General features: G+C 62.9%; 19 protein-coding genes. 13 read left to right on the top strand and 6 right to left on the bottom strand.

Annotated features, from left to right (window positions below; all coding sequences use genetic code 11):
* Nucleotides 1–109: 109 nt before the first annotated feature.
* The 3 genes from hrcA to NFJ07_RS01825 all read left to right on the top strand — a co-directional run bounded on the left by hrcA (nt 110) and on the right by NFJ07_RS01825 (nt 3,100).
* Nucleotides 110–1,123 carry a heat-inducible transcriptional repressor HrcA gene (hrcA, locus tag NFJ07_RS01835; RefSeq protein ID WP_269992059.1) on the top strand — a complete coding sequence of 338 codons (1,014 nt, stop codon included), beginning with the start codon at nt 110–112 and terminating at the stop codon, nt 1,121–1,123.
* A gap of 67 nt (nt 1,124–1,190) precedes the next feature.
* Nucleotides 1,191–2,321, top strand: coding sequence for a molecular chaperone DnaJ (gene dnaJ / locus NFJ07_RS01830; protein ID WP_269992057.1), 1,131 nt, complete (start codon nt 1,191–1,193; stop codon nt 2,319–2,321).
* 2 nt (nt 2,322–2,323) lie between these two features.
* Nucleotides 2,324–3,100, top strand: a complete 777-nt coding sequence (locus tag NFJ07_RS01825; protein WP_269992056.1) for a 16S rRNA (uracil(1498)-N(3))-methyltransferase — start codon at nt 2,324–2,326, stop codon at nt 3,098–3,100.
* A 57-nt stretch (nt 3,101–3,157) separates the two neighbouring features.
* Here NFJ07_RS01825 and NFJ07_RS01820 read toward each other — a convergent pair whose 3' ends face one another.
* Nucleotides 3,158–4,045, bottom strand: a complete 888-nt coding sequence (locus NFJ07_RS01820) for a GerMN domain-containing protein (RefSeq protein WP_269992055.1) — start codon at nt 4,043–4,045, stop codon at nt 3,158–3,160.
* A gap of 421 nt (nt 4,046–4,466) precedes the next feature.
* On the opposite strand from NFJ07_RS01820, the gene NFJ07_RS01815 reads away from it, so the two are divergent.
* The 5 genes from NFJ07_RS01815 (at nt 4,467) to NFJ07_RS01795 (ending at nt 9,951) form a co-directional block, all read left to right on the top strand.
* Nucleotides 4,467–5,555, top strand: a complete 1,089-nt coding sequence (locus NFJ07_RS01815; protein WP_269992054.1) for a PhoH family protein — start codon at nt 4,467–4,469, stop codon at nt 5,553–5,555.
* Entirely contained in the window at nt 5,552–6,025 is a 474-nt protein-coding gene (gene ybeY / locus NFJ07_RS01810) for an rRNA maturation RNase YbeY (RefSeq protein WP_269992052.1), read from the top strand. Before NFJ07_RS01815 ends, ybeY begins: the two co-directional genes overlap by 4 nt.
* Complete coding sequence (locus NFJ07_RS01805) at nt 6,022–7,353, top strand: hemolysin family protein (protein WP_269992051.1); 1,332 nt, start codon at nt 6,022–6,024, stop codon at nt 7,351–7,353. The genes ybeY and NFJ07_RS01805 overlap by 4 nt, the downstream gene beginning before the upstream one ends.
* Entirely contained in the window at nt 7,337–8,299 is a 963-nt protein-coding gene (gene era / locus NFJ07_RS01800) for a GTPase Era (protein ID WP_078105123.1), read from the top strand. The genes NFJ07_RS01805 and era overlap by 17 nt, the downstream gene beginning before the upstream one ends.
* A 74-nt stretch (nt 8,300–8,373) precedes the next feature.
* Entirely contained in the window at nt 8,374–9,951 is a 1,578-nt protein-coding gene (locus NFJ07_RS01795; RefSeq protein WP_269992047.1) for an LCP family protein, read from the top strand.
* 13 nt (nt 9,952–9,964) lie between these two features.
* Here the strand turns inward: NFJ07_RS01795 and NFJ07_RS01790 are convergent, their stop codons facing one another.
* Nucleotides 9,965–11,953, bottom strand: a complete 1,989-nt coding sequence (locus tag NFJ07_RS01790; protein WP_442865265.1) for a M13 family metallopeptidase — start codon at nt 11,951–11,953, stop codon at nt 9,965–9,967.
* A gap of 215 nt (nt 11,954–12,168) precedes the next feature.
* Between NFJ07_RS01790 and leuA the strand changes: the two genes are divergently transcribed.
* From leuA to NFJ07_RS01775, 3 genes are all read left to right on the top strand, one after another.
* Complete coding sequence (gene leuA / locus NFJ07_RS01785; RefSeq protein ID WP_269992046.1) at nt 12,169–13,908, top strand: 2-isopropylmalate synthase; 1,740 nt, start codon at nt 12,169–12,171, stop codon at nt 13,906–13,908.
* Nucleotides 13,909–13,991: 83 nt separating this feature from the next.
* On the top strand, nt 13,992–14,747 hold the full coding sequence (gene recO / locus NFJ07_RS01780) for a DNA repair protein RecO (protein ID WP_269992044.1): 756 nt from the start codon (nt 13,992–13,994) through the stop codon (nt 14,745–14,747).
* Between the two features lie 2 nt (nt 14,748–14,749).
* Complete coding sequence (locus NFJ07_RS01775) at nt 14,750–15,568, top strand: isoprenyl transferase (RefSeq protein WP_269992042.1); 819 nt, start codon at nt 14,750–14,752, stop codon at nt 15,566–15,568.
* A gap of 38 nt (nt 15,569–15,606) precedes the next feature.
* Here NFJ07_RS01775 and NFJ07_RS01770 read toward each other — a convergent pair whose 3' ends face one another.
* The 3 genes from NFJ07_RS01770 to NFJ07_RS01760 are packed head-to-tail and all read right to left on the bottom strand — an operon-like array spanning nt 15,607 to nt 19,415.
* Entirely contained in the window at nt 15,607–16,680 is a 1,074-nt protein-coding gene (locus NFJ07_RS01770) for an alpha/beta hydrolase (RefSeq protein ID WP_269992041.1), read from the bottom strand.
* Nucleotides 16,677–17,723: an alpha/beta hydrolase gene (locus NFJ07_RS01765; protein WP_269992040.1), complete on the bottom strand. Its 1,047-nt coding sequence runs from the start codon at nt 17,721–17,723 to the stop codon at nt 16,677–16,679. The genes NFJ07_RS01770 and NFJ07_RS01765 overlap by 4 nt, the downstream gene beginning before the upstream one ends.
* 9 nt (nt 17,724–17,732) lie before the next feature.
* A complete protein-coding gene (locus tag NFJ07_RS01760; protein WP_269992038.1) occupies nt 17,733–19,415 on the bottom strand; it encodes an FAD-binding dehydrogenase in 1,683 nt (560 codons plus the stop codon).
* A gap of 68 nt (nt 19,416–19,483) precedes the next feature.
* On the opposite strand from NFJ07_RS01760, the gene NFJ07_RS01755 reads away from it, so the two are divergent.
* Nucleotides 19,484–20,551, top strand: coding sequence for a quinone-dependent dihydroorotate dehydrogenase (locus NFJ07_RS01755; RefSeq protein ID WP_269992036.1), 1,068 nt, complete (start codon nt 19,484–19,486; stop codon nt 20,549–20,551).
* 131 nt (nt 20,552–20,682) lie between these two features.
* Here NFJ07_RS01755 and NFJ07_RS01750 read toward each other — a convergent pair whose 3' ends face one another.
* Nucleotides 20,683–21,276: a DUF3043 domain-containing protein gene (locus NFJ07_RS01750; RefSeq protein ID WP_269992034.1), complete on the bottom strand. Its 594-nt coding sequence runs from the start codon at nt 21,274–21,276 to the stop codon at nt 20,683–20,685.
* Between the two features lie 121 nt (nt 21,277–21,397).
* On the opposite strand from NFJ07_RS01750, the gene NFJ07_RS01745 reads away from it, so the two are divergent.
* A complete protein-coding gene (locus tag NFJ07_RS01745) occupies nt 21,398–22,825 on the top strand; it encodes a dipeptidase (RefSeq protein ID WP_269992032.1) in 1,428 nt (475 codons plus the stop codon).
* Nucleotides 22,826–22,979: the final 154 nt, after the last annotated feature.

Genomic DNA, 22,979 nt, shown 5'->3' with positions numbered 1-22,979 from the left:
GTTAGCACTTGGGCATGTTGAGTGCTAACCGTTGAAATACCAAGTTGTTGAAAAACCACGTTGTTGAGTACTTGATCGTTCAGTACCGGCTGTTGAATGGAGGTGGGCAGTGAGCGAACCACGCAAGCTTGAAGTGTTACGCGCCATCGTGGAGGACTACGTTCACTCCCGCGAGCCCGTCGGTTCCAAAGCCTTGGTCGAACGGCACCATTTGGGAGTGTCGAGCGCCACCATTCGCAATGACATGGCCCTCTTGGAAGAAGAAGGCCTCATTGCAGCACCGCACACCAGTGCGGGCCGCATCCCTACGGATAAGGGCTACCGCCTGTTCGTCGACCGTATTTCCGAGGTCAAACCGCTTTCGGCTGCCGAGCGCCGGGCCATCCACTCGTTGCTTGAGGGTCCCGACGACGTCGAGGACATCCTTGAGCGCACCGTCCGGCTCCTCTCCCAACTGACCAACCAGGTCGCCGTCGTACAGTATCCGCACCTGAGCCGCGCGCGCGTCCGTCACATTGAGTTCGTCCTTCTGGCACCGCGCCAGGTCTTGGTCGTGTTGATCGCCGATTCGGGCAAGGTTGAACAGGGCGTTGTGCACGCAGCGGCGGATGCCACTGACGAAGAGCTCACGGCCTTGAGAGCGCGATTCCTTGGAAGCATTGCCGGCTCCCAGCTCGACCTCATGCCGCAGGTCCTGCCCTCGGTGGTTGCCTTGTGCCCGCCGGCGCTTCGGAACCTTGCAGGCGCCCTTGCCCACGGCCTGCAAAGGCTTGCCGACCGGAGCCGCGACGAACGCATGGTCATGGCAGGCACGGCAAACCTGGCCCGCTCCAACGTGGACTTCCCGCTTAGCATCGGTCCGGTCCTCGAAGCGCTCGAGGAGCAGGTGGTCATGTTGCGGCTGTTGTCGGACATGGCGGAGGACCCCCGGGGCGTGACGGTCAGCATCGGCCGCGAAAATCCCTATGACGGCCTCTCCGAGGCTTCGGTGGTTGCCACGGGCTACGGTCCGGGCAGCAGCGCCAAGATCGGCATTCTTGGACCCACCCGCATGGACTACCCCAACACCATGGCGGCCGTCCGTGCCGTCGCACGCTACCTTTCCCGCATTCTGGGCGGCTGACAGCCTCGCTGGAAACTGCCTCGCAGGAAACGCATTGTAACCGTTTAACAAGGAAGAGATACCGACTTTGAGCAGTCACTATGACGTTCTGGGCGTCTCGTCGGAAGCAACCGGCGAGGAGATCAAGAAGGCCTACCGCAAGCTCGCACGTAAGCTGCACCCCGATGTGAACCCCGGGGCCGGCGCCGCCGAGGAATTCAAAGCCGTGACCCACGCCTACGAGGTCCTCTCCGACGCCCAGAAGCGCCGCGTCTATGACGCTACCGGCAACGAGAACGGGACCGACAACGGTTTCGGCGGAGGCTACGCGGGCCAGGGATTCGCCTTCCAGGACATCTTCGACACCTTCTTCGGTGGAGGAGGCGGCGGCATGCAGGGCCCCGCATCACGCATGCGGCGCGGGCAGGACGCCCTGATCAGTGTCCGCATCGACTTGCGCGAGGCGGTCTTCGGTGTCAACAAGAAGCTTGAGGTGGACACCGCTGTCATCTGTCCCACGTGCGAAGGCTCGTGCTGCCGTGCGGGCACCCACCCGGAGCGCTGCGACATCTGTGGCGGCTCGGGTCAAGTCCAGCGGGCTGTCCGCTCGATTCTCGGCCAGGTCATGACCGCCGCACCGTGTGGATCGTGCGAAGGTTTCGGCTCGATCATCAAGGATCCTTGTAATGAGTGCAACGGCCAGGGCCGCATCCGCAGCCGCCGTTCGCTGACCGTCAAGGTGCCAGGCGGCGTCGCTACTGGAACCCGCATCCAGTTGTCGTCGCAGGGCGAAGCAGGTCCCGCCGGCGGGCCTCCCGGCGACCTCTACGTGGAGATCCGGGTCAATAGCGATTCCACCTATATACGTGAAGGCGACGACCTTCACGCAACGCTGAGCGTTCCCATGACTGCCGCGGCATTGGGCACCGAGCTGCAGCTTGAGACTTTCGACGGCCTCCAGGAGATCGACGTCAAGTCCGGCACGCAGGCGGGCGAAGTCATCACCCTGCGGGGACTGGGAGTCACCCATCTCCGCGGCTACGGCCGGGGAGACCTGAAGGTGCATCTGCACGTTGAAACTCCTGGCAAGCTCGACGCCGCGCAGGAAGACTTGCTTCGCCAACTGGCCAAATTGCGGGGAGAGCAGTTCACCGAGGGCAAGCTCGTGGCCAGTGGCGGTATGTTCGCGAAGCTGCGGGACAAGCTCGGTAACCTGTAGCGGTGAGCAACCCCGTATTCTTCACAGCAGCTGGAACGCTTGACGGGCTCGGCCCTGGTGACACTTTCGTGCTCGACGGCGCCGAAGCCAGGCATGCTGTCACCGTCAAGCGCCTGGAAATCGGTGAAGCCGTCGATATCGCCGACGGTGCCGGAAAACGGCTCACGGGCACCGTGACCGAATCCGGGCAAGGAACCTTGACAGTCCTTGCCTCCGCTGTCCAGGAGGAGCCTCAACCGACCGTGCGGCTCGTGTTGGTCCAGGCCCTCGCGAAGGGCGACAGGGACGAGCTTGCCGTCGAGACGGCAACGGAACTCGGGATTGACGCCGTCGTCCCCTGGCAGGCGGAACGCTCGATCGTCCGTTGGAAGGGCGACCGGGCTGCCAAGGCCCACGCGAAGTGGCAATCCGTGGCCACCGCAGCCGCCAAGCAAGCGCGGCGCGCTTGGATTCCCGAGGTGCGTGCCGCCGTCGACGGCTCCGGCCTGGCTGCGGCCGTTGCCTCGGCCGACCTGGCGATCATCCTGCACGAGGACGCAAAACGCCCGCTCCGGGATGTTCTGGAGAAGTGGCGGGGTGAATTTTCTGGCGGGGACGCCGGAGCGGGACGGGAAGTCCTGCTCATCGTCGGTCCGGAGGGTGGCATTTCACCGCGCGAAGTGACCAAGCTCAGCGACGTCGGCGCCGTCACCGCGCTCTTGGGCCACCACGTGCTTCGCTCGTCGACGGCGGGTCCTGCCGCCGTCGTGCTGGCCAGTGACATTCTGGGGCGCTGGTAGGAGGACCGCTGTTATGGCGGCGCGCTCCACGCGTTGCTCGGGTGCCCGCGTTCCTGATTAGCGAACGTTGAAAGAACGGGTATCCGTAGCGACGTCGGCGCCGTCGGGGCCAATCAGGGAAACCCGCAGCTCATAGCGGCCCGCTCCGAGCCCCACTGTCAGGCTGAAGGCTCCGCCTTGTCCCGGAACGGTCGAAGCGGTGGTCTGCCCGGCAAGGTAGGACGACTTGTCGCCGTTTGAGTTCTCGCGAAGGATTTGCCAATGCAGTTTCTTCGAAGGGTCCGTGCTGCGCCCGTTGAACTTGACCGGACCGGCAGGCAAGGTCAGATCCTCCTGCGGGTCAATGATCCATACGGGTGCCACCATGGTTGCGTCGCGGACCATCGCATCACCTAGCTTGACCTGTCCGAATGCCATGTAGTCCGTGTGCCCGTCCACCAGGATGGTCACCCTGATCTGCTGTCCGGCATCGATCAGGCCTGAACTCGCAGCCGCAGCGGTAGCCGTATAGACGAGTTGCTGGACCGCTCGTTGCGCCATTCCGGCGTCGAGATTGGAATTGAATGCGTCGCGGGAAACATCGACCGTGACCACGTTCTTGCCGGAAATCGACGTCGCCAGGCTGCTCGGGTTTTGCCACGGCGTGAAGAAATCGTGATCCAACGGCTTCTGGGACATCATGATCCGCAGGGCCGTGGTGATGGGGTTCTCGTTGCCTGGGTTGTCACGGAACTCGCGGTACAGGAAGGTATCCGTGTCGCTGCGCCCGATCCAATACACGGGGATCTTGTTTGAGGCCTGGGTTGTTTCGAGCGGAGCATTGCTGTCAGGGGCCGCCTGCAGGGCGACTGTCGGGGTTGGGATGGGCGTCGTGGATCCCTGTCCGGTGCGGTCGGCAATACAACCCGACAGGAACAAGGCAGCCGTCAAGGCGGTCACAAGCATGGCGGAACGTTTCCGTATGCGTGTGCCGTGTGGAGTGCCGGCTGGCCTGGTGATGGTGGATTCCTGCTCGTGTTCGGCCGCTGTGGTGCGGGGGAGTCATGCGCCCGGTGACCGGGTACAGGGCATTTTTGCCCATAAATCAGCTTGTCATAGTCTCACGGGCACCGGCTGGCGTTTCGATACTCCGGCGGGCAACTGCAATGCGATTGATACGAGGTCGATGCGGAGTTGATACCAAAGCGGTAGGAATCGGCTGCCTGCAGCCCGGCCCGGCATGGCCCGGAGCCACCCCGGAGACTGGCTGGCGTAGGATTGAAAGCAATCCGAGGCCCGCGATCGTGCGCCCATCCAGCAAACGGACATCGGAGCAAATCGATGGACATAACCAAGCCGGAGGAGCACAGGCCGCAAGGCCAGCACTATGACAGAATCATTGAACGGGCGGCCCAAGGCCGGCAGCGTTGACACAGGTCCGGCCGAGTTCCCACACTCTGTCCCGGGCGCCCGGACGGAAGTTGTCATATTCGACAACTCGGATCAGATGGTTCAGACCCTTGGCAGCCATGACGAGGCGTTGCGCTACATCGAAGCCCAGTTCCCCGGCGTCGACTTTCATGTGCGAGGCAACGAGCTCTCTTTCAGCGGACCGTCAAGCGATGTTCCCCGGATCATGCGGCTTCTGGAAGAAGTCCGCGGCCTGGTCGGCAAGGGGACAGTCATCACCCCGGACGTGCTCCAGCAGCTCGTTTCCCTGTTGCGCAGCCAGTCCCTGCACAACCCCGTGGAAATCCTGACCCACAATATTCTTTCGAGCCGCGGACGCACCATTCGCCCCAAAACGCTGAACCAAAAGAGCTACGTTGACGCTATTGACGACAACACGGTGATCTTCGGGATCGGGCCTGCGGGCACCGGCAAAACCTATCTCGCCGTGGCGAAGGCCGTTCAGGCGCTGCAGCTCAAGGAAGTCAGCCGCATCATCCTGACGAGGCCGGCCGTCGAAGCGGGAGAGCGTCTCGGCTTCCTGCCGGGGACCCTGAGCGACAAGATCGACCCTTATCTGCGGCCTTTGTACGACGCCTTGCACGACATGATGGACCCGGAGTCGATCCCGCGGCTCATGGCTGCCGGGACCATCGAGGTAGCACCGCTTGCGTACATGCGCGGCCGCACGCTCAACGACGCGTTCATCATCCTTGACGAAGCCCAGAACACCACCGCGGAACAGATGAAGATGTTCCTGACGCGGCTTGGCTTCGGATCCAAGATGGTTGTCACGGGGGATATTACCCAGGTGGATCTGCCCTTCGGCGCCACCTCCGGGCTGCGCATCGTCGAGGAAATCCTCAGCGGGATAGACGACGTGAACTTTACGATGTTGGACGCGTCCGACGTCGTCAGGCACCGTTTGGTCGCCGACATCGTGATCGCGTACAGCAAATGGGATGAAAAGCAACGGGTGCGTGTCCAGCACACACCCGTCCACGACAAACGGGGAGAACACAGATGAGCATCGAGGTCAACAACGAGTCCGGCGTCCAGGTGGACGAGGCCCAATTGGTGACGCTTTCGCGCTTCATCTTCGAGCGGCTCTACATTCACCCCCAAGCCGAACTATCCATCCTCCTGGTGGATGAACCGGCCATGGAAAAGCTCCACATCGAGCTCATGGACGAACCGGGCGCTACCGATGTCCTGTCTGTTCCCATGGATGAGTTGACGCCGGGCACGCCAGGCAAGCCGACACCCCAGGGCATGCTGGGTGACATCGCTATCTGCCCGCAAGTGGCCGAGGTACAAGCGCGCAACGCCGGTCATTCAACGCAGGATGAAATGCTCCTGCTCTGCACGCACGGAATCCTTCACCTGCTTGGTTTCGACCACGCCGAGCCGGAGGAAAAAGAAGAGATGTTCGGCCTGCAGCGTGAGCTGCTGTCCGCGTTCCTCGGCAAGGACGCCCCCCTGGAGACCATGCAGTGACCTCACTCATCCTGGTCGGGATGGCGTTGGTGTTCCTCAGTTTCGTCGCCCTGCTGACCGCGGCTGAGGCTGCCTTCACCTTCCTGCCGCGGCACGACGCGGAGCAAGCCATCGTCAGGAGCCGGGGGAATTCGCTTCGCAGTATCCTCGCCCACCCTGTTGCGCACATTCGCGCGCTGCGATTCTGGCGGGTCTGGTTCGAGATGGCCGCAGCGGTGGCCGTCGCCATCGTCATGCATAGTCTCCTTGAGAACGTTTGGCTTGCCGGGTTGGCGGCGACGGGCATCCTGGCAGTCATTGGCTTCGTCCTGGTAGGCGTCTCGCCTCGCCAACTCGGACGCGCCCACTCAGGCGGCGTGGTTCGGTACTCGGCCCCGCTCATCCGGTTCCTGTGCTGGATCCTGGGACCCATTCCCGGATGGCTGGTGGCGATCGGCAGCGTGGTGGCACCCGGTGCGCCCAGTGGCGATGAAGCCTTCTTCAGCGAGGAAGAATTCCGTGAACTCGTCGACAGGGCTACGGAATCCGACATGATCGAGGACAGCGAGGCCGAACTCATCCAGTCGGTCTTCGACTTCGGCGACACCCTGGTCCGCTCGGTGATGGTCCCTCGAACGGACATTGTGAGCATCGAGTCCGGATCCAGCCTGCAGCAGGCCATGGCCCTGTTCCTGCGCTCCGGGTACTCAAGGATTCCCGTTATTGGCGAGAATGCTGACCAGATCCGCGGCATTCTCTATTTGAAGGACGTTGCTGCCGCATTGCACCGCCCGGAACAGCCATCAGTGCGTCAGGACGTTGATGCCATAGCCCGGGAGGCACGTTTCGTTCCCGAATCTAAGCCTGTCAGCGACCTCCTTAGCGAGCTTCAGCAAGAGTCCACGCACGTGGCTGTAGTCATTGACGAATATGGCGGCACAGCCGGACTGGTGACGCTGGAGGACCTCATTGAGGAAATCGTGGGGGAGATCGTGGATGAGTACGACTCCACCGATGTGGAGGTCACTGACTTGGGTGATGGCACGTACCGCGTCAGTTCACGGATGAGCATCGACGACCTCGGCGAACTTTTCGATATTGACCTCGACGACGACGAAGTGGACACAGTGGGCGGCCTCCTGGCCAAGACCCTGGGCAAAGTGCCGATCGTAGGCAGCGCGGTGGAGGTGGATGGGATCTCCTTGAAAGCCGATAGGCTGGAAGGCCGGCGAAACCGGGTCAGCCATATCATTGCGGCAGCCATTCCAAAAGAAGACACTGACCTTGAAGACCTTCTCGACGAGGCCGACACAAAGCAACAGGGAGTTCCACGTGAGCAAGCACAATAAGAAGTTCGACGCCGATCAGGACTTCGGCGGCTTCCACGCAGGTTTCTCGGTTCTTGTGGGCCGTCCCAATGCCGGCAAGTCCACCCTCACCAACGCTTTGGTTGGCCAGAAGGTGGCCATCACCTCGGCAAAGCCGCAGACCACGAGGCACACGATCCGCGGCATTGTCCATCGGGAGGACGCCCAACTCATCCTCGTGGACACTCCGGGCCTGCACCGCCCGCGCACCCTTCTTGGCAAGAGGCTCAACGATCTCGTCGCGGACACCCTCTCCGAAGTGGATGCCATTGGCTTTTGCTTGCCCGCCAACGAGAAGATCGGTCCGGGCGACAAGTACATTGCTGCCCAGCTCGCCGCCGTCGGACGCAAGCCCATCATCGCGCTTGTCACCAAAACCGACCTGGTGGACCGTCAGGCTTTGACCGAGCAGCTCCTGGCTGTCGCTGCGTTGGGCCGCGAGGTCCTCGGCGAACAAGGCTGGGCTGATATCGTTCCGGTCTCAGCGACCGACGGCTTCCAGGTCAGCACGGTTGCCGACGTCCTCATCGGGCACATGCCTCCTTCTCCGCCGCTCTACCCGGATGGTGAACTCACGGATGAACCGGAGGCTGTCATGGTGGCCGAACTTATCCGGGAAGCAGCTTTGGAGGGCGTCCGCGACGAACTTCCGCACTCCCTGGCCGTGGTGGTGGAGGAAATCCTGCCCCGTGAAGGGCGCTCCGAAGACAACCCGCTCCTGGACGTGCGGGTCAACCTGTACGTTGAGCGCCCGTCCCAGAAGGCCATCATCATCGGCAAGGCCGGAAGCCGGCTGCGCGAGGTCGGAACGAACGCCCGCAAGGGGATTGAGGCCCTCTTGGGAACCAAGATCTACCTCGACCTGCACGTGAAAGTGGCCAAGGACTGGCAACGCGATCCGAAGCAACTCGTGAAGCTGGGATTCTAACCGCTGGGGAATTTCCCAGATTGGGCCCGTAAAATGGTCCGAATCCCATTTTCCGAGGAAAGGTTGAGCGAGTAGTGCGACGTCGCGATGCACGCGTACAGGAGCCCGGCGCCGTTGGTCCCCGCGGCGCTGCACGCCACGGGGAAGCGCCCGGCACCCCCCGCCACATGAATGCTCCGAAGAGGCTCCCACTCTGGCTCAAGATCAGCGCAGCGACGGTGTCTGTCCTATTGGTTGCCGGTGTCGCCTTCGCCGCCTACTGGGTTATCCGCTTGCAGTCGAACATCAGCAAAGCACCTTTGTCGGCGGGCGCACCCAGAACCGAGGCCGCCGCAAACGATGCCACCGACCGCTTGCAGATCCTCATCCTCGGATCGGACACGCGCGACGGGAAGAACTCGCAATACGGTTCGGCGCAGGACTCCACAGGCTATGGCCAGTCAGATGTCATGATGCTGCTGGACATTTCAGCGGACAACAAGAGAGTGAGCCTCACCAGCTTTCCCCGCGATCTCCTCGTGAATGTCCCGGCATGCACTGATCCCAAAACGAATACCGTCTATCAGCCCCATTCCAACGTCATGATCAACTCGGCCATGGCAGAAGCCGGGATCGGTTGCGCCGTAGACACAGTGAACAAGCTCACGGGACTGCAAATCGATCACTTCATGATGGCCGACTTCAACGCCGTCAAGGAGCTGTCCAACGCCGTAGGCGGAGTTGACGTGTGCGTCAGCGATGCGGTCTACGACCCCGACTCCGGACTCCGGCTCCCCAAGGGCACGTCGAAAGTCCAGGGGGAGCAGGCCCTGTCTTTCCTTCGGACCCGTCACGGTTTTGGCGATGGAAGTGACCTCGGCCGCATCCAGGCGCAACAGGGATTCCTCTCTTCGCTGACCCGGAAGATCAAGTCTGACGGCACGTTGAGCAATCCGCAGAGCCTGCTGTCCATCGCCGATGCTGTGACAAAGAACCTGACCGTGGATGAGGGCCTGGCGTCCGTCCAGTCCCTCCTGACCATCGGGAGCCGCCTCAAGGACGTTGACTTGTCCAAGGTCGCGTTCGTTTCGGTTCCCACCCAGCCAGCCGCCGTCGACCCCAACAGGCTCGAATTGGTTCAACCGCAGGCCACTCAGCTGTTTGCCGCCATGCGCGCGAACCTGGACCTGACCACCCCGGGGGCCACGGCCGCTCCATCGGCCAGTCCCTCGCCTGCGGCATCGGGCGCCCCGTCCAGCGGCGCGGCGTCAACGCCGAGCGCTCCCGCTGTTCCCGCCTATGACAAAGCCCTTCAGCCAGTGACCGTTGCCGACGGAACAGGCATCGCATCCCGCGGCCAGGAGGTCGCCGCCGCTTTGGTTGGCGGCGGATTCACGAAATCCGCACACTTCCTTGCGGCCACTGTCCCCAAGACCGTTGTCTACTACGGGGCCGGCTATGCCGACGTTGCGCCGGATGTCGCGAGTCTCTTGGGAATCCCGGCCTCGCAAATCGAACCATCCAACGGTGTTGTCGGAGTCCAGGTCTACATCGGCAGTGACTTCGATTCCGGGACCAAGTACGGAGTTGCCTCCGTACCGTCCGACGTCGTCAAGCAGACAGCAGGCGACGTGAAATGCCAGGCGGTCAACCCGGCACTCATCGCGAGGTAGCTGTTGCTGCTAGCTACCAGATACTGACGCGGTCCTCCGGCGACAGCCACATCCCGTCCCCGGTTTCCACGGCGAACGCCTCATGGAACGAGTCCAGGTTCTTGGCGATGGCATTGGTCCGGAACTCGTTGGGGGAGTGCGGGTCCGTAGCGACGCGCCGGATGGCTTCCTCAGGACGGATGACCTGGCGCCAGCCGGCAGCCCAGGACATGAAGAAGCGTTGCTGACCGCTAAGGCCTTCAAGAACGGGCGGTTCCGCACCGTCAAGGCTCAGGAGGTAAGCCTTGTAGGCGATGGTCAGCCCACCCAGATCGCCGATGTTTTCGCCGAGCGTGAGCTTCCCGTTGACCTTGTGCTCCGGAGCGGCATAGGGGGCAAGAGCATCAAATTGGGCCACGAGCTTCGCCGCCAGTCCTTCAAAAGCCTTGCGGTCTTCCTCGCTCCACCAATTCCGCAGCGCTCCGCTTCCATCGAACTGGGAGCCTTGGTCGTCGAAGCCATGGCCGATTTCGTGGCCGATGATGGCGCCGATGCCCCCGTAGTTGACCGCATCGTCAGCCTCCGCCGTGAAGAAAGGGGGTTGCAGGATGGCAGCAGGGAAGACAATCTCGTTCAACATCGGGTGGTAATACGCGTTGACGGTCTGCGGGGTCATGAGCCACTTGTCGAGATCGACCGGCTTGCCGATCTCATCGAGGTGGCGGTCGACGTCGGCGTTGTGCGCCCTCTCGACGTTCCCCAAAAGGTCAGTCGGGTCAATGTCGACGGCGGAATAGTCTATCCACTTGTCCGGGAAACCAATCTTGGGCCGGAAGGCCTCAAGCTTTTTCAGCGCTTCCGCCTTAGTGTCCTCGCCCATCCAGTCGAGCGCTGTGATGCTTTGGCGATAAGCCTCAATCAGTTTGGCAACCAGCGTCTGCATCCTGGCCTTGTAACCCTCGGGGAAGTGGCGCTCCACGTAGATCTGGCCTACCGCCTCGCCAAGGGCGGCTTCGACGACGGCGACGCCGCGCTTCCAGCGGTCCTTGTTCTGTGGAGTGCCACTCAGGGTGGTGCCGTAGAAATCGAAATTTGCGTCCACGAACGCCGACGAAAGATAGGGGGCGGCAGCATTGAGGACACGCAGGGCCAGCCACTCTTGCCACGTGGCAAGAGACTCGGACTCGACAAGGGCGGAGGCACCGGTGAAGAAATCAGGAGTGCTTACCACCAGCTCGGTGACTTTGTCTCCCTCAATCCGGGCCGAATCGAACCATGCGTCAAGGTACGGGAACAGTTCACGGCCCTCCTCCGCAGTCTTGAGGTTGTAGGTCTTCTGCGGATCGCGAAGGGTGACATTGTCCCAGTGGTGCGAGGCAAGGGCTTTTTCAAGGGCGACAACGCGCGCGCCGGCACCGTCGGCGTCGGGAATGCCTGCCAAGCCGAAGAGTTTGGCGACGTATTTCGCATAGGCGCTGACAATAGCTTCGAACTTTTCGTCCCGGTAGTAGGACTCGTCGGGAAGGCCTAGGCCGCCCTGGCCGATGTACAGCAGGACCCGGTCCGGGTTCCCGGCGTCGGGAGCAGGATAGATGGAGAAGAGGCCGGAAACATCCGAGCGGAACAGCCGTCCGGTCAGGGCAACCACTTCGGCCGGCGAAGCAGTGGCAAAGACCTCCGCGAGCCGTGCGCGGATAGGTTCCATCCCCTTGGCCTCGGTGGCATCCTCGTCCATGAAGCTGTTGTAGAGCTCGCCTACTTTGCGTTCGATGCCGCTGGCCTCCTCGCCCTTTGCGGCAGCTTCCTCGATGATCGCCTTGACTGCCAGTTCAGCGCCATCCCGCAGCGCGGTGAACGTTCCCTCAAGCGGGCGGTCGTCAGGGATGACCGTCGATTTCAGCCACGCCCCATTGACGTGCTGGTAAAGGTCGTCCTGCGGCCTAACGCTTTCATCGATGTTGGACAGTGTGATCCCCGACTGTGGCACAAGAACTCCTTCGGACGACGAGCGGAGCCGGCTCATTACCGTTCCCGCGTCTGCATAGTGGACGTTGCTTCTGGTATTGCATTGTCATCATACGCACCCGTGTTACTGTGAAATGGTGCGTGCAGGAATGCTTCTCCTTAGCTGCCGCGGCGGGGCCTCGAAGGCGATCATTCGCTAGGCCAACCCTCGCTGCGGAGTTAGCTATGCCCGGCCAATCTTCCATCAAAGATTAAGAGAAAAGGCCCCAAGTCATGCGCAACGCACAAAAGCCCTCCGGAATGCCCACTCATCGGTACCTGCCTTTCCAGGACCAGATCAGTGTCGAGCTGCCGGACCGCACCTGGCCGGACAAGGTCATCACCAAGGCTCCGCGCTGGTGCGCTGTGGACCTGCGTGACGGCAACCAAGCCCTGATCGACCCCATGAGCCCGGCCCGCAAGCTGAAAATGTTCCAGCTGCTGGTCAAGATGGGCTACAAGGAAATCGAAGTCGGCTTCCCGTCCGCGTCACAGACCGACTTCGACTTCGTACGGCAGCTCATCGAAGGCGGCCACATTCCGGATGACGTCTCCATCCAGGTCCTGACCCAGGCGCGTGAGCACCTGATCGAGCGCACCTACGAATCCCTCGTGGGCGCGAAGCAGGCAATCGTCCACCTGTATAACTCCACGTCGGTCCTGCAGCGCCGCGTCGTGTTCAACCAGGACGAGGACGGCATCCTGGACATCGCCCTCCAGGGTGCCCGCTTGTGCAAGAAGTACGAGGAAACCCTCGCGGACACCCACATCACGTACGAGTATTCGCCGGAGTCCTTTACCGGAACCGAGCTCGAATACGCTGCGCGCGTTTGCAACGCAATCGCTGATGTTTTCGAAGCATCCGCGGACAAGCAGGTCATTATCAACCTGCCCGCCACCGTGGAAATGGCCACACCCAATGTCTACGCCGACTCCATCGAATGGATGCACCGGAACCTGCATCCGCGTGACGGCATCATCATCTCCCTCCACCCGCACAACGATCGCGGCACTGGCGTTGCCGCCGCAGAGTTGGGCTACCTGGCCGGCGCCGACCGCATCGAAGGCTGCTTGTTCGGCAATGGCGAGCGTACCGGCAACGTTGACCTGGTAACCCTGGGCCTGAACATGTTCGTTCAGGGCGTCGATCCGATGATCGACTTCTCGGACATCGACGAGGTCCGTCGGACCGTGGAGTACTGCAACCAGCTGCCCGTCCCCGAGCGTTCCCCGTATGGCGGCGATCTGGTGTTCACGGCATTTTCCGGTTCCCACCAGGACGCCATCAAGAAGGGTTTCGAAGCCCTCGAAAAGGACGCTGCTGCCGCCGGCAAGGCCGTGGACGACTTCACCTGGCAGGTTCCGTACCTGCCTATCGATCCCAAGGACCTGGGCCGCAGCTACGAGGCAGTCATCCGCGTCAACTCCCAGTCCGGTAAGGGCGGAGTGGCGTACTTGCTCAAGAACGAGCACAGCCTGGACCTGCCGCGCCGCGCACAAATCGAATTCTCCGGCGTCATCCAGCACCGCACCGATACTGTGGGCGGCGAAGTCAGCGGAGCCCAGCTGTGGGCAATGTTCCAGGACGAGTACCTGCCGGCCAGCACGGCCGACGGCCAGTGGGGACGCTATTCGCTGGGTTCCATCCGGACCGAAACCGATGAATCCGGCGAGCTTACCCTGCATGCAGCCCTGCGTGTTGACGGCACGGTAGTTCAGCGAACCGGCACGGGCAACGGACCGATCGCGGCCATGCTGGACATCTTGCGTCAAGACGGCGTGGACGTCCGCGTCCTGGACTACACGGAACATGCCCTTTCCGAAGGCGGCAGCGCCACCGCGGCAGCGTATGTGGAATGCGCCGTTGGCGAGCGGGTCCTCTGGGGCGTCGGCATCGATCCCAACACGAGCACCGCGGCGCTCAAGGCAGTCATCTCTGCCGTCAACCGTGCCATTAGGGCTGTCCGGGCATAGCCATTTGCCGTGCGGCGCCGTCAACACGGCGCCGCACGGCTTCGCCGGACCCGAGAAGGCCCGGTGTGGTGCGAAGATTAACTGTGGCCAATCCTTCTTCGTTTGCAGCGCGGTCCTATCGGGACGATGCCGTAGTGCTGCGGACCCACAAGCTGGGTGAAGCGGATCGCATCATCACCCTGCTGACAAAGCACCACGGACAAGTAAGGGCAGTTGCCAAAGGCGTCCGACGGACTAGCAGCAGGTTCGGGGCCCGGCTGGAGCCGTTCATGGTGGCGGACCTGCAACTCGTTTCCGGCCGCACGCTGGACATTGTCACCCAGGCTGTCGCCAAGGGAGCCTACGGGAGCGCGATCGCCGCCGATTACTCCCGGTACACCGTCGCTGCTGCCATGACGGAAACGGCAGAAAAGTTGACGGACGCCGACGCCGATTCGGGAACCGCCCAATACAACCTGCTCGTCGGGGCGCTTGCCGCGTTGAGCCGTTCCGATCACCCGCCGGAACTCATTCTTGACTCCTACCTGCTCCGCGCTTTGGCAACCGGCGGGTGGGCGCCCAGTTTCACGGATTGCGCCCGCTGCGGGGCGAGCGGTCCGCACACAGCTTTCTCCGCTCCCTTGGGCGGAATGATCTGCAACGACTGCCGCCCGCCTGGTTCGCCGGCACCCGCTCCCGAAACCGTCGTTTTGCTGGGCGCGCTGCTGACTGGGGACTGGGCTACTGCGGATATGTCCGAAAGCCTGCATCGCCGCGAGGCCGCCGGATTGGTGGCGAGTTACCTGCAATGGCATCTTGAACGAGCATTGAAGTCCCTCAAACATGTGGAGCGAAGCTGAAAGTGGCACTGGGAAAAAAGAAGACGGCAACGGCGCGGACCACTCCGGTGAGGGCCCCCTACCAACATCCCTCAGGCGCCAGGCCGCCAGCCATCCCTGCCGAACTGGTACCGCGGCACGTGGCAATCGTCATGGATGGTAACGGCCGCTGGGCGAACCAACGAGGCCTGCCGCGCATCGAGGGTCACAAGGCCGGGGAGCCGGCCCTGCTGGATGTGATGGCAGGTGCGATCGAACTAGGCATCAAGTACGTCAGTGTCTACGCTTTCTCCACCGAAAACTGGCGCCGTTCTCCTGAAGAAGTGCGCTTTCTCATGGGATTTAACAAGGACGTGCTACGTCGACAGCGCAACCAGCTCGATGAATGGGGAGTGCGGATTCGCTGGGCAGGGCGGCGGCCCAAGCTGTGGGGTTCCGTCATCAAGGAGCTGGAGGAAGCCGAGGAGTACACGCGCGGCAACGACACGTGCACCTTGACCATGTGTGTTAACTACGGCGGCCGCGCCGAGATCGCCGATGCCGTGGCGGCGATTGCCCAGGATGTTGCTGATGGCCGCCTCAAGCCCGGCGCCGTCACCGAGAAGACCATCCAGAAGTACCTCGATGAACCGGATCTTCCGGATGTGGACCTGTTCCTGCGGAGCTCTGGTGAGCAGCGGCTCTCGAACTTCCTCTTGTGGCAATCCGCCTACGCGGAATTCGTTTTCATGGATACGCTGTGGCCCGACGTCGACCGCAGGACTTTGTGGGACGCCGTCGAGATCTATGCGAAACGCGACCGCCGCTACGGAGGCGCCGTAGACGCTGCGGCACCCCGCTGAGCGCGGCACCAAATTGGCACAAGCGTGCCGCGAAACGCTCAGTCCGGATAGGAAGCCAACCAGATAGCCACGTCCCTGTAGGCCTGCTGCCGGACCGTACGCCTCGACAGGAACACATCGTGAAGCGCACCCGGATAGCGGAATACCGCCGTCCGGCGCCCGAGGCCCAGGGCTCGGCGAGCCGTCTGTTCGACGTCGATCACGGCGTCGACGCGCATAAGCTCCGCGGTCCACTCAGCTTGGATGCGTGTCCGGCCGGAAAGCAGCACGAGCACCGGTGCGTCGATATTGAGTTTGCGTTCGACGGCGGCGTGGCCCGCCAGGACTGCTTTTGTCCACCCTGCCCGGATCGGGAAGGAAGCTCGCGGCCTCCATTCCGGATCAAGGGTCCATTCGCCGTGGGCCAAGTTGCTCACGCTTTCCCAGTAGGCCGGCATCTCCGGGAAACGGAAAGGTCGCTTGGGGTCGGTGCGTGCAAACGGCTCCACCACGTGCATCGCGATGCTGCGGATCAGGCTGCTGCCTTGGAGCTCAAGCCACGGAGAATTCAACGTCAGGGTGGCTATGCGGCCCGGATTCCGGTCAGCCCAGAGCGCCGCGATCAGGCCGCCCAGGGAATGGGCCAGCATGTGGACGGTAGGTGCCTCCGCGCTACCCGTCAGCTCAGCAATATCCTGGTGGATGGCATGCAGGGCGGCGTCGAGGTCTTCGTCATAGACAGACAGGTCCGTGGTGTAGCCGGGAGTCTGGCCCGGCCGCAGGCTCCGCCCGAACTTGCGCAGGTCAAGGGCATAGAAACGGAACCCGGAGGCGCCCAGGAACTCGGCCAGTTCCGTCTGCATGAAGTAGTCGGCCCAGCCGTGGAGATACAGCACCACCCTCGGTGGCCCCTGGGTGGCGGGAACGTCGCTCCGGCGTCGGCGTCGAGTGAATGCCGTCAAGGCATCCAGAAGTCCGTGCGGCACGGACTGTGCGGCCACCGGGCGGACATGTCGGACGAGGGTAGCGCAGACCGGCCCCTCTTCGTCGGGTGGAAGTTCCAGTTCCAAGGCCTCGAATCCACCGCCCAGAAAGTCCCGTTGCCATACCGGCAAGCCCAACTCAGTGGTCATGGCATTTCCCCCGATTGTCCAAACTCGTGGCCTGCCGGTGGTTCTGTCCCCGTCCCATTGGTGATGTACCCGTGAATCCAACGCGCAAGCCTGTCATAGGCATCGGCGCGCACCGGACCGGCCGACAGGAATACATCGTGCAGGCCGCCATCCACCCGTTCCAGGGTGACGGTCCGGCCAAGGGTCATGGCACGGACGGCCATCGTGTTGACGTCCAGGACGGCGTCCGAATGCCGCATGGATTCCTGCCAGATCATGCCGTTGGCGCTCGCTCCGGAAATCAGGACCAGGATCGGGATGTCTATTCTCAGCCCGCGGGCTACCCTCGTGTGGCCGCTGAGGACCGCGCTGAGCCAACCGGCCCGCATGGGGAAGGCCAAGGGTGGGCGGTATTTGTCATCGAGGAGCCATTCGCCTTCGGCCGAGCTGCTGATGCTGCGGTAATAGAAGCCGCGTTCGGGCAAGCGCAGGATTGTCGTGGGCCGGAACCGTGCGAGCGGCTTCACCATGGTCTGCGCGGCGCGACGGACTACGGAACTTCCGTGCATTTCAAGCCACGGGCTATTGAGTACGAGGAACTGGACAGAGCCGGGGTGGCCACTGGCCCACAAAGCGGCCACGAGGCCCCCGGTGGAATGCCCCATGAGGGTCAACGAGCCGGGCCCCTGACCTAGCTGATCCGCCGATCGGATCATATCGATGGCTTTGCTGATTTCGGCGTCGTAGTCGTTGAGGTGCTCAACGTAACCGCCAGGCCTGTCCGCTTGCAGGCTGCGGCCATGGTTGTGCATGTCCAACGCGTAGAAATGGAAGCCCTGTCCCGTCCAAAACTCCGCCAGGGCGACATTGAAAAAGTAATCGCTCCATCCGTGCAGGAACAGGACCGACCGGTTGGCCGACGGGGTAGAACCACCTGGGCTGCCCGCGCCCTGGCGTGGGACATGACGGACCAGCGTTGCGCGCCGGACAACTCCATCAGGCCCGGCGGCCTCGAATGCGCAACTTTCGAAGTCCGCACCGAGGATATCGGTCTGCCACTCCATGGGAACAGCTTAGACACTCGCCGCGGCATCGCGCCCGGCTGCGCGACCGGAGAACAGGCACCCGCCAAGGAACGTTCCTTCCAATGCCCGGTAGCCATGGATTCCTCCGCCGCCGAAGCCGGCAGCCTCGCCCGCCGCATACAAGCCCGCGATGGGAACTCCGGACTCGTCCACGACGCGTGAACGAAGATCTGTTTGAAGTCCGCCGAGGCTCTTGCGCGTCAGGACGGAGAGCCGGACAGCCAGGAGTGGACCGTGTTTCGGGTCGGTGAGCCGGTGCGGAGGGGCCACGCGCATGATCTTGTCGGTGGCGAAACGCCGGGCCGCCCGGATCGCGGCGAGTTGTGGATCCTTGCCCAACCCGCTCGCCACTTGGAGGTCCCGGCCGTGGATGAGTGAAGCGAGCCGGCCGGGATCTATCAGCGCTGAACCTGTCAGCGAGTTCATTTTCGCAGCGAGCTCGGCGGCCGTTGCGGCTTGCAGGAAATCCACGCCACGGTCCAGGAAGAGGCGCAATGGAGAATCGGTGCCGGGATTGAGCCTTGAAACCAGGAGACTGATGTCCTTGTCAGTGAGGTCCGGGTTCTGTTCCGAGCCTGAGAGGGCGAATTCCTTCAGCGCGATGGTGCGGTTGCACACGAACCAGGAATGTCCGTGTCCGCTCGCCAGGATATGCCTGAGGGCGCCCAGCGAGTCGAAGCCAGGAAACAACGGGGCGGGCAACTGCTGTCCTGTCGCGTCAATCCACAGCGACGACGGACCGGGCAGTATCCGGATGCCGTGCAAAGGCCACACGGGGGAGTGGTTGTGGATGCCTTCGGGGTAGTGCCACATGCGGTCGCCATTGATGAGCCTTCCGCCGGCGGCTGCAGCAGCCGCAAGGAACTCGCCGTCGACGGATGCGGGTACACCGCTCAGCAGGTGTTCCGGCGCGCTACCGTCGGGCCATTGCCTCCGTACCGTGGCATGGTTCCCGCCGATTCCGCCGGTGGTCACGATAATCGCTCCCGCGGTCGCCTCAAAGCGCCCGACGACGGTCCTCGGCGACGCTTCGCCGCGTGCGGCTCCGGACGCCTCAAGAATCTCGCCGCCCACCCCGGTGACGCGGCCCGCCGTCGTCGTAATTTCCGTGGCGCGATGCCGAAAGTGGAGGGATATCCTTCCGCGAGCCACGCCCTCGTTCACTTTTGCCAGGAACGGTTGCACGACGCCGGGTCCCGTGCCCCACGTGACGTGGAACCGCGGGACCGTGTTGCCGTGGCCTTGGGGACCATAGCCGCCCCGTTCGGCCCACTGCACCAGCGGAAAGAGCCGCACGCCAAGGGAGCCCAGCCACCGGCGCTTCTCTCCGGCAGCAAAATCCACGTACGCTTCCGCCCAACGCCGGGCCCAGGAGTCTTCCGGCCGGTCAAAAGCCGCGGACGCCAGCCAGTCGCTCAAGGCAAGCTCGGGACTGTCCTTGACACCCAACCTCCGCTGCTCCGGAGAGTTGACCAGGAACAATCCACCGAAAGACCAATGTGCCTGGCCGCCCACCGAGGCAGGAGGCTCCTGGTCCAGGACAACAACCCGTTTGCCGTCGGCGTAGGCTTGGGCGGCGGCAACCAGCCCCGACAGTCCCGCCCCAATGACAACGACATCGGCTTCGATAATTGCCTGGGAGTGAACTCCATCACGTGGATTGCTCGGCATTCGTACATGCTACCGTCCGGTAACCGCCCTGGTTTGGTGCGCGACCCGTAAACCGGAAAACTAGGAACATGCGCGTTTACCCCACATTCTTCAAGTTGGCCTTCTCCTGGATGGATGCCGAAAAAGCCCACAAGATCGGCTTCCAGGCGATCCGCTTTGCACACCGCTCAGGTGCAGGACGCGTTCTAGCCAAAATCACGGCTCCGCACCCCTCCCTGCGCACGGAGGCTTTCGGGCTGGCGTTCCCGTCTCCGTTTGGCCTTGCGGCCGGCTTCGACAAGGAGGGCCACGGAATCGAGGCCCTCGCGGAACTGGGCTTCGGCCACGTGGAAGTAGGCACCATCACGGGCCAGGCGCAGCCGGGCAATGAGAAGCCACGGCTTTTCCGCCTGATCGAGGACAGGGCCGTGATCAACCGCATGGGCTTCAACAACGATGGCGCAGCGGCCGTGGCCCCGCGGCTCAAGGCTGCGCGGGCGGCATTGCAGCGGACGCATTCAGGCGTTCGTCCGGTGATCGGAGTCAACATCGGCAAGACCAAGGTTGTTGAGCTCGACGACGCAGTTGAGGACTATTTGGTCAGCGCCCGCAGCCTGGCACCCGCCGCCGACTACCTGGTGGTCAATGTCAGCTCTCCCAACACTCCGGGACTGCGCCTGCTCCAGAACGTCGAAACGCTTCGCCCCCTGCTGCGCGCCGTCGGAGACGCCGCAGACGAATCCGCCGGCCGCCACGTGCCGCTGCTCGTCAAGATCGCACCGGATCTGAGTGACGAAGACATTGACGACGTCGCCCGCCTCGCCTTGGACCTCAAGCTCGACGGGATCATTGCCACAAACACCACCATCGGCCGGGAAGGCTTGGTTTCCGAACCGCGCAAAGTGGACGCGTGCGGCGCCGGCGGACTCTCCGGTGCGCCGCTCAAGGAGCGTTCGCTCGAGGTACTGCGCCGGCTGAAGGCCGCAGTGGGGGAGGGGCTGGTGCTCATCGCGGTTGGCGGAGTGCAGTCCGCGGCAGACGTCCAGGAGCGGCTCGACGCCGGCGCGACCCTCGTGCAGGGCTATACGGCATTCCTCTACGAAGGTCCGTTCTGGGCCGCCGGCATCAACAAGGCCTTGGCCAAACGGCGCAGTTAAGCGTCGCCGCTAAGCAGGGAGTCGATAGCAGGGACCAGAACCGCCAAGTGCGGACAAGCAAAAAGACCCTGGAACAACTGTTCCAGGGTCTTTTTGCTTCGTCGGACTCTCGTCCTTGGCGATTGGGGGGCTTAAGCGGGGTACTGGCCCCGCTGCACCTGCGGCTTCGGCAGGCGCAGGCGACGGAATTGAAGGGAACGCATGCTGCCGTACCAGACGGTGCCACGCTCGACGTCGCCGAACTTCAGCGTCAAGCCCTTGCGCAACTTGCGGGAAAGGATGAACACATCCGCGAAGACCGCGAGGAACATGACCCAGAACCCGATCAAGATATAGCTCAGTACGTTGCTTCCCGACGGAATGACAAAGGAGATGACCACGAACAGCAGGGCACCGAACATCAAGTACTCACCCAGGCTGAAACGGGCATCGACATAGTCGCGCGCAAAACGCTTCTGGGGTCCCTTGTCCCGCAGCGGCAGGTACTTTTCATCCCCGGTGTCGAGGGCCTGGCGCATTTTCTGGCGCTGATCCTGCACGGCGACGCGCTCGGCTTCTTTCGAGGCCTTGCGGTCCGTTGGCACCAGGGGCCGCTTGCGGGCTGCTTCCTGTTCCTTGCGCTTGGGCGTGGGAGCGCCCTTGCCAGCGCCTTTCGCGGCGGCATCGGCGGCAAGCTGGTCTATTGAGTCTTGAGCGCTCGGCTCATCCTTTTTACGTCCAAACACCACTACAGAATACCCCGCAGGAACCACGCCAAAGTCGACGTGACATGCGGCCCTGCGATTGAGCCCGCCACGCCGCCTGGTCCGGTTCCCCAGCACCACTCCCAGCGGTAGTCTTTTCGCCATGACTTCAATGAATGCGGAGATCCCGCAGACCCTTTCCGGCGGCTCCAGCACAATCAATGTTGATGCGCTCAAGTCCTCGATCGATGCTTCTTTTGACGAAACCATGGCTCGTTTGAAAGCCCTGGTCGCTATCCCGGGAATCGCCTGGCCTAGCTTTGACCCGGCGGAGCTGGAGCGGAGCGCCGAAGCTGTTGCGGCCTTGGTCCGCGAGTCGGGCTTCCACGACGTACAGATCCTGCGCTGCGACAAGGCCGATGGGACCCCCGGAGGCCCTGCTATTGTTGCGCGCCGCGTCGCCGCGCCGGGCAAGGCGACGATCCTGCTCTACGCGCACCACGATGTGCAACCGCCGGGCGACGTGACCTTGTGGGACTCCGAGCCTTTCGTCGCCGAGGAACGCGAGGGCCGCCTATTTGGCCGTGGTGCAGCCGACGACAAAGCGGGAATCATGGCCCATCTGGCTTCTTATGCCGCTGTAACCCAAGTACTGGGAGACGATTTCGGCCTTGGAGTCACCCTGTTCTTCGAGGGCGAAGAAGAGGCCGGCTCGCCGACGTTCCGCACTTTCCTCGAAACGCACCGCGACCTCCTCGAGGCGAACGTCATCGTCGTCGCGGATTCAAGCAACTGGAAAGTCGGCGTTCCCGCCCTGACAACCAGTCTGCGCGGCTTGGTGGACGGCACCTTCGAAGTGCGGGTCTTGGATCACGCCGTGCACTCCGGCATGTTCGGTGGTCCTGTACTGGATGCGCCGACCCTTCTGTCCCGGCTTATCGCCACCCTGCACGACGACGACGGCAACGTGGCAATCGAAGGCTTGGTGGCCAGGGATGACGTAGTAGAGGACGTGGACGAGGAACAGTACCGCGCCGACGCCTCGGTGCTCGACGGTGTACGGCTCGCTGGCAGCGGAAGCATCGCTTCGAGGCTCTGGACCAAGCCCGCCTTGTCCATCATCGGCATCGACGCACCCGCTGTCGACGTCGCATCCAACACGCTGCTCCCCGCTGCGCGGGCAAAGTTCAGCCTGCGCTTGGCTCCCGGACAAGATCCGGATGCGGCCATGGACGCAGTGGGAAGGCACTTGGAGGCGAACGCGCCCTTCGGAGCGAAGGTGACTTTCGTGCCGGGGGAGCGGGGCAACGCCTTCTCCACCGACACCGGATCGGCTGCGGCCCGAATCGCGATGTGGGCTCTGGGTGAAGCCTGGGGTGTGCCGGCTGTTGAGATGGGGATCGGTGGATCCATACCGTTCATCGCGGACCTGACCGAAACCTATCCCGAGGTCCAGATCCTGGTGACTGGTGTCGAGGACCCGGATTCCCGGGCCCACAGCGCCAACGAGTCGCTTCATATCGGGGATTTCCGCAACGCTGTGCTGGCTGAGGCCCTGATGCTGGCCCGCCTGAACTCGGAAGGCCTCTGAGCCCCACACGTGCAACAACCGGGAACAAGGTAACGGTTCCCGCAGTTACGTTAGGAGTTATAGCTATGCGGTGGCTCGACGTAGCATGTAGCTATAACCCGCACGTATTTGGGTAAGGGCAGGCAGCGCGAAGGCGCAGCCGCCAAGAGCGTCA

It is taken from the genome of Arthrobacter sp. B2a2-09 (assembly GCF_027587375.1).
In the GTDB taxonomy this organism is placed as follows: Bacteria; Actinomycetota; Actinomycetes; order Actinomycetales; family Micrococcaceae; genus Arthrobacter.
The sequence above is the reverse complement of the archived record's forward strand: the minus strand, read 5'-3'. Positions and strand labels throughout refer to the sequence as shown.

Coding starts and splice junctions, on each gene's coding strand:
- NFJ07_RS01820 (WP_269992055.1), bottom strand. CDS start 4,045: ATGCTTGTGACCGCCTTGACGGCTGCCTTGTTCCTGTCGGGTTGTATT.
- NFJ07_RS01815 (WP_269992054.1), top strand. CDS start 4,467: ATGACAGAATCATTGAACGGGCGGCCCAAGGCCGGCAGCGTTGACACA.
- ybeY (WP_269992052.1), top strand. CDS start 5,552: ATGAGCATCGAGGTCAACAACGAGTCCGGCGTCCAGGTGGACGAGGCC.
- NFJ07_RS01790 (WP_442865265.1), bottom strand. CDS start 11,953: ATGAGCCGGCTCCGCTCGTCGTCCGAAGGAGTTCTTGTGCCACAGTCG.
- leuA (WP_269992046.1), top strand. CDS start 12,169: ATGCGCAACGCACAAAAGCCCTCCGGAATGCCCACTCATCGGTACCTG.
- NFJ07_RS01770 (WP_269992041.1), bottom strand. CDS start 16,680: ATGACCACTGAGTTGGGCTTGCCGGTATGGCAACGGGACTTTCTGGGC.
- NFJ07_RS01765 (WP_269992040.1), bottom strand. CDS start 17,723: ATGGAGTGGCAGACCGATATCCTCGGTGCGGACTTCGAAAGTTGCGCA.
- NFJ07_RS01760 (WP_269992038.1), bottom strand. CDS start 19,415: ATGCCGAGCAATCCACGTGATGGAGTTCACTCCCAGGCAATTATCGAA.
- NFJ07_RS01755 (WP_269992036.1), top strand. CDS start 19,484: ATGCGCGTTTACCCCACATTCTTCAAGTTGGCCTTCTCCTGGATGGAT.
- NFJ07_RS01745 (WP_269992032.1), top strand. CDS start 21,398: ATGACTTCAATGAATGCGGAGATCCCGCAGACCCTTTCCGGCGGCTCC.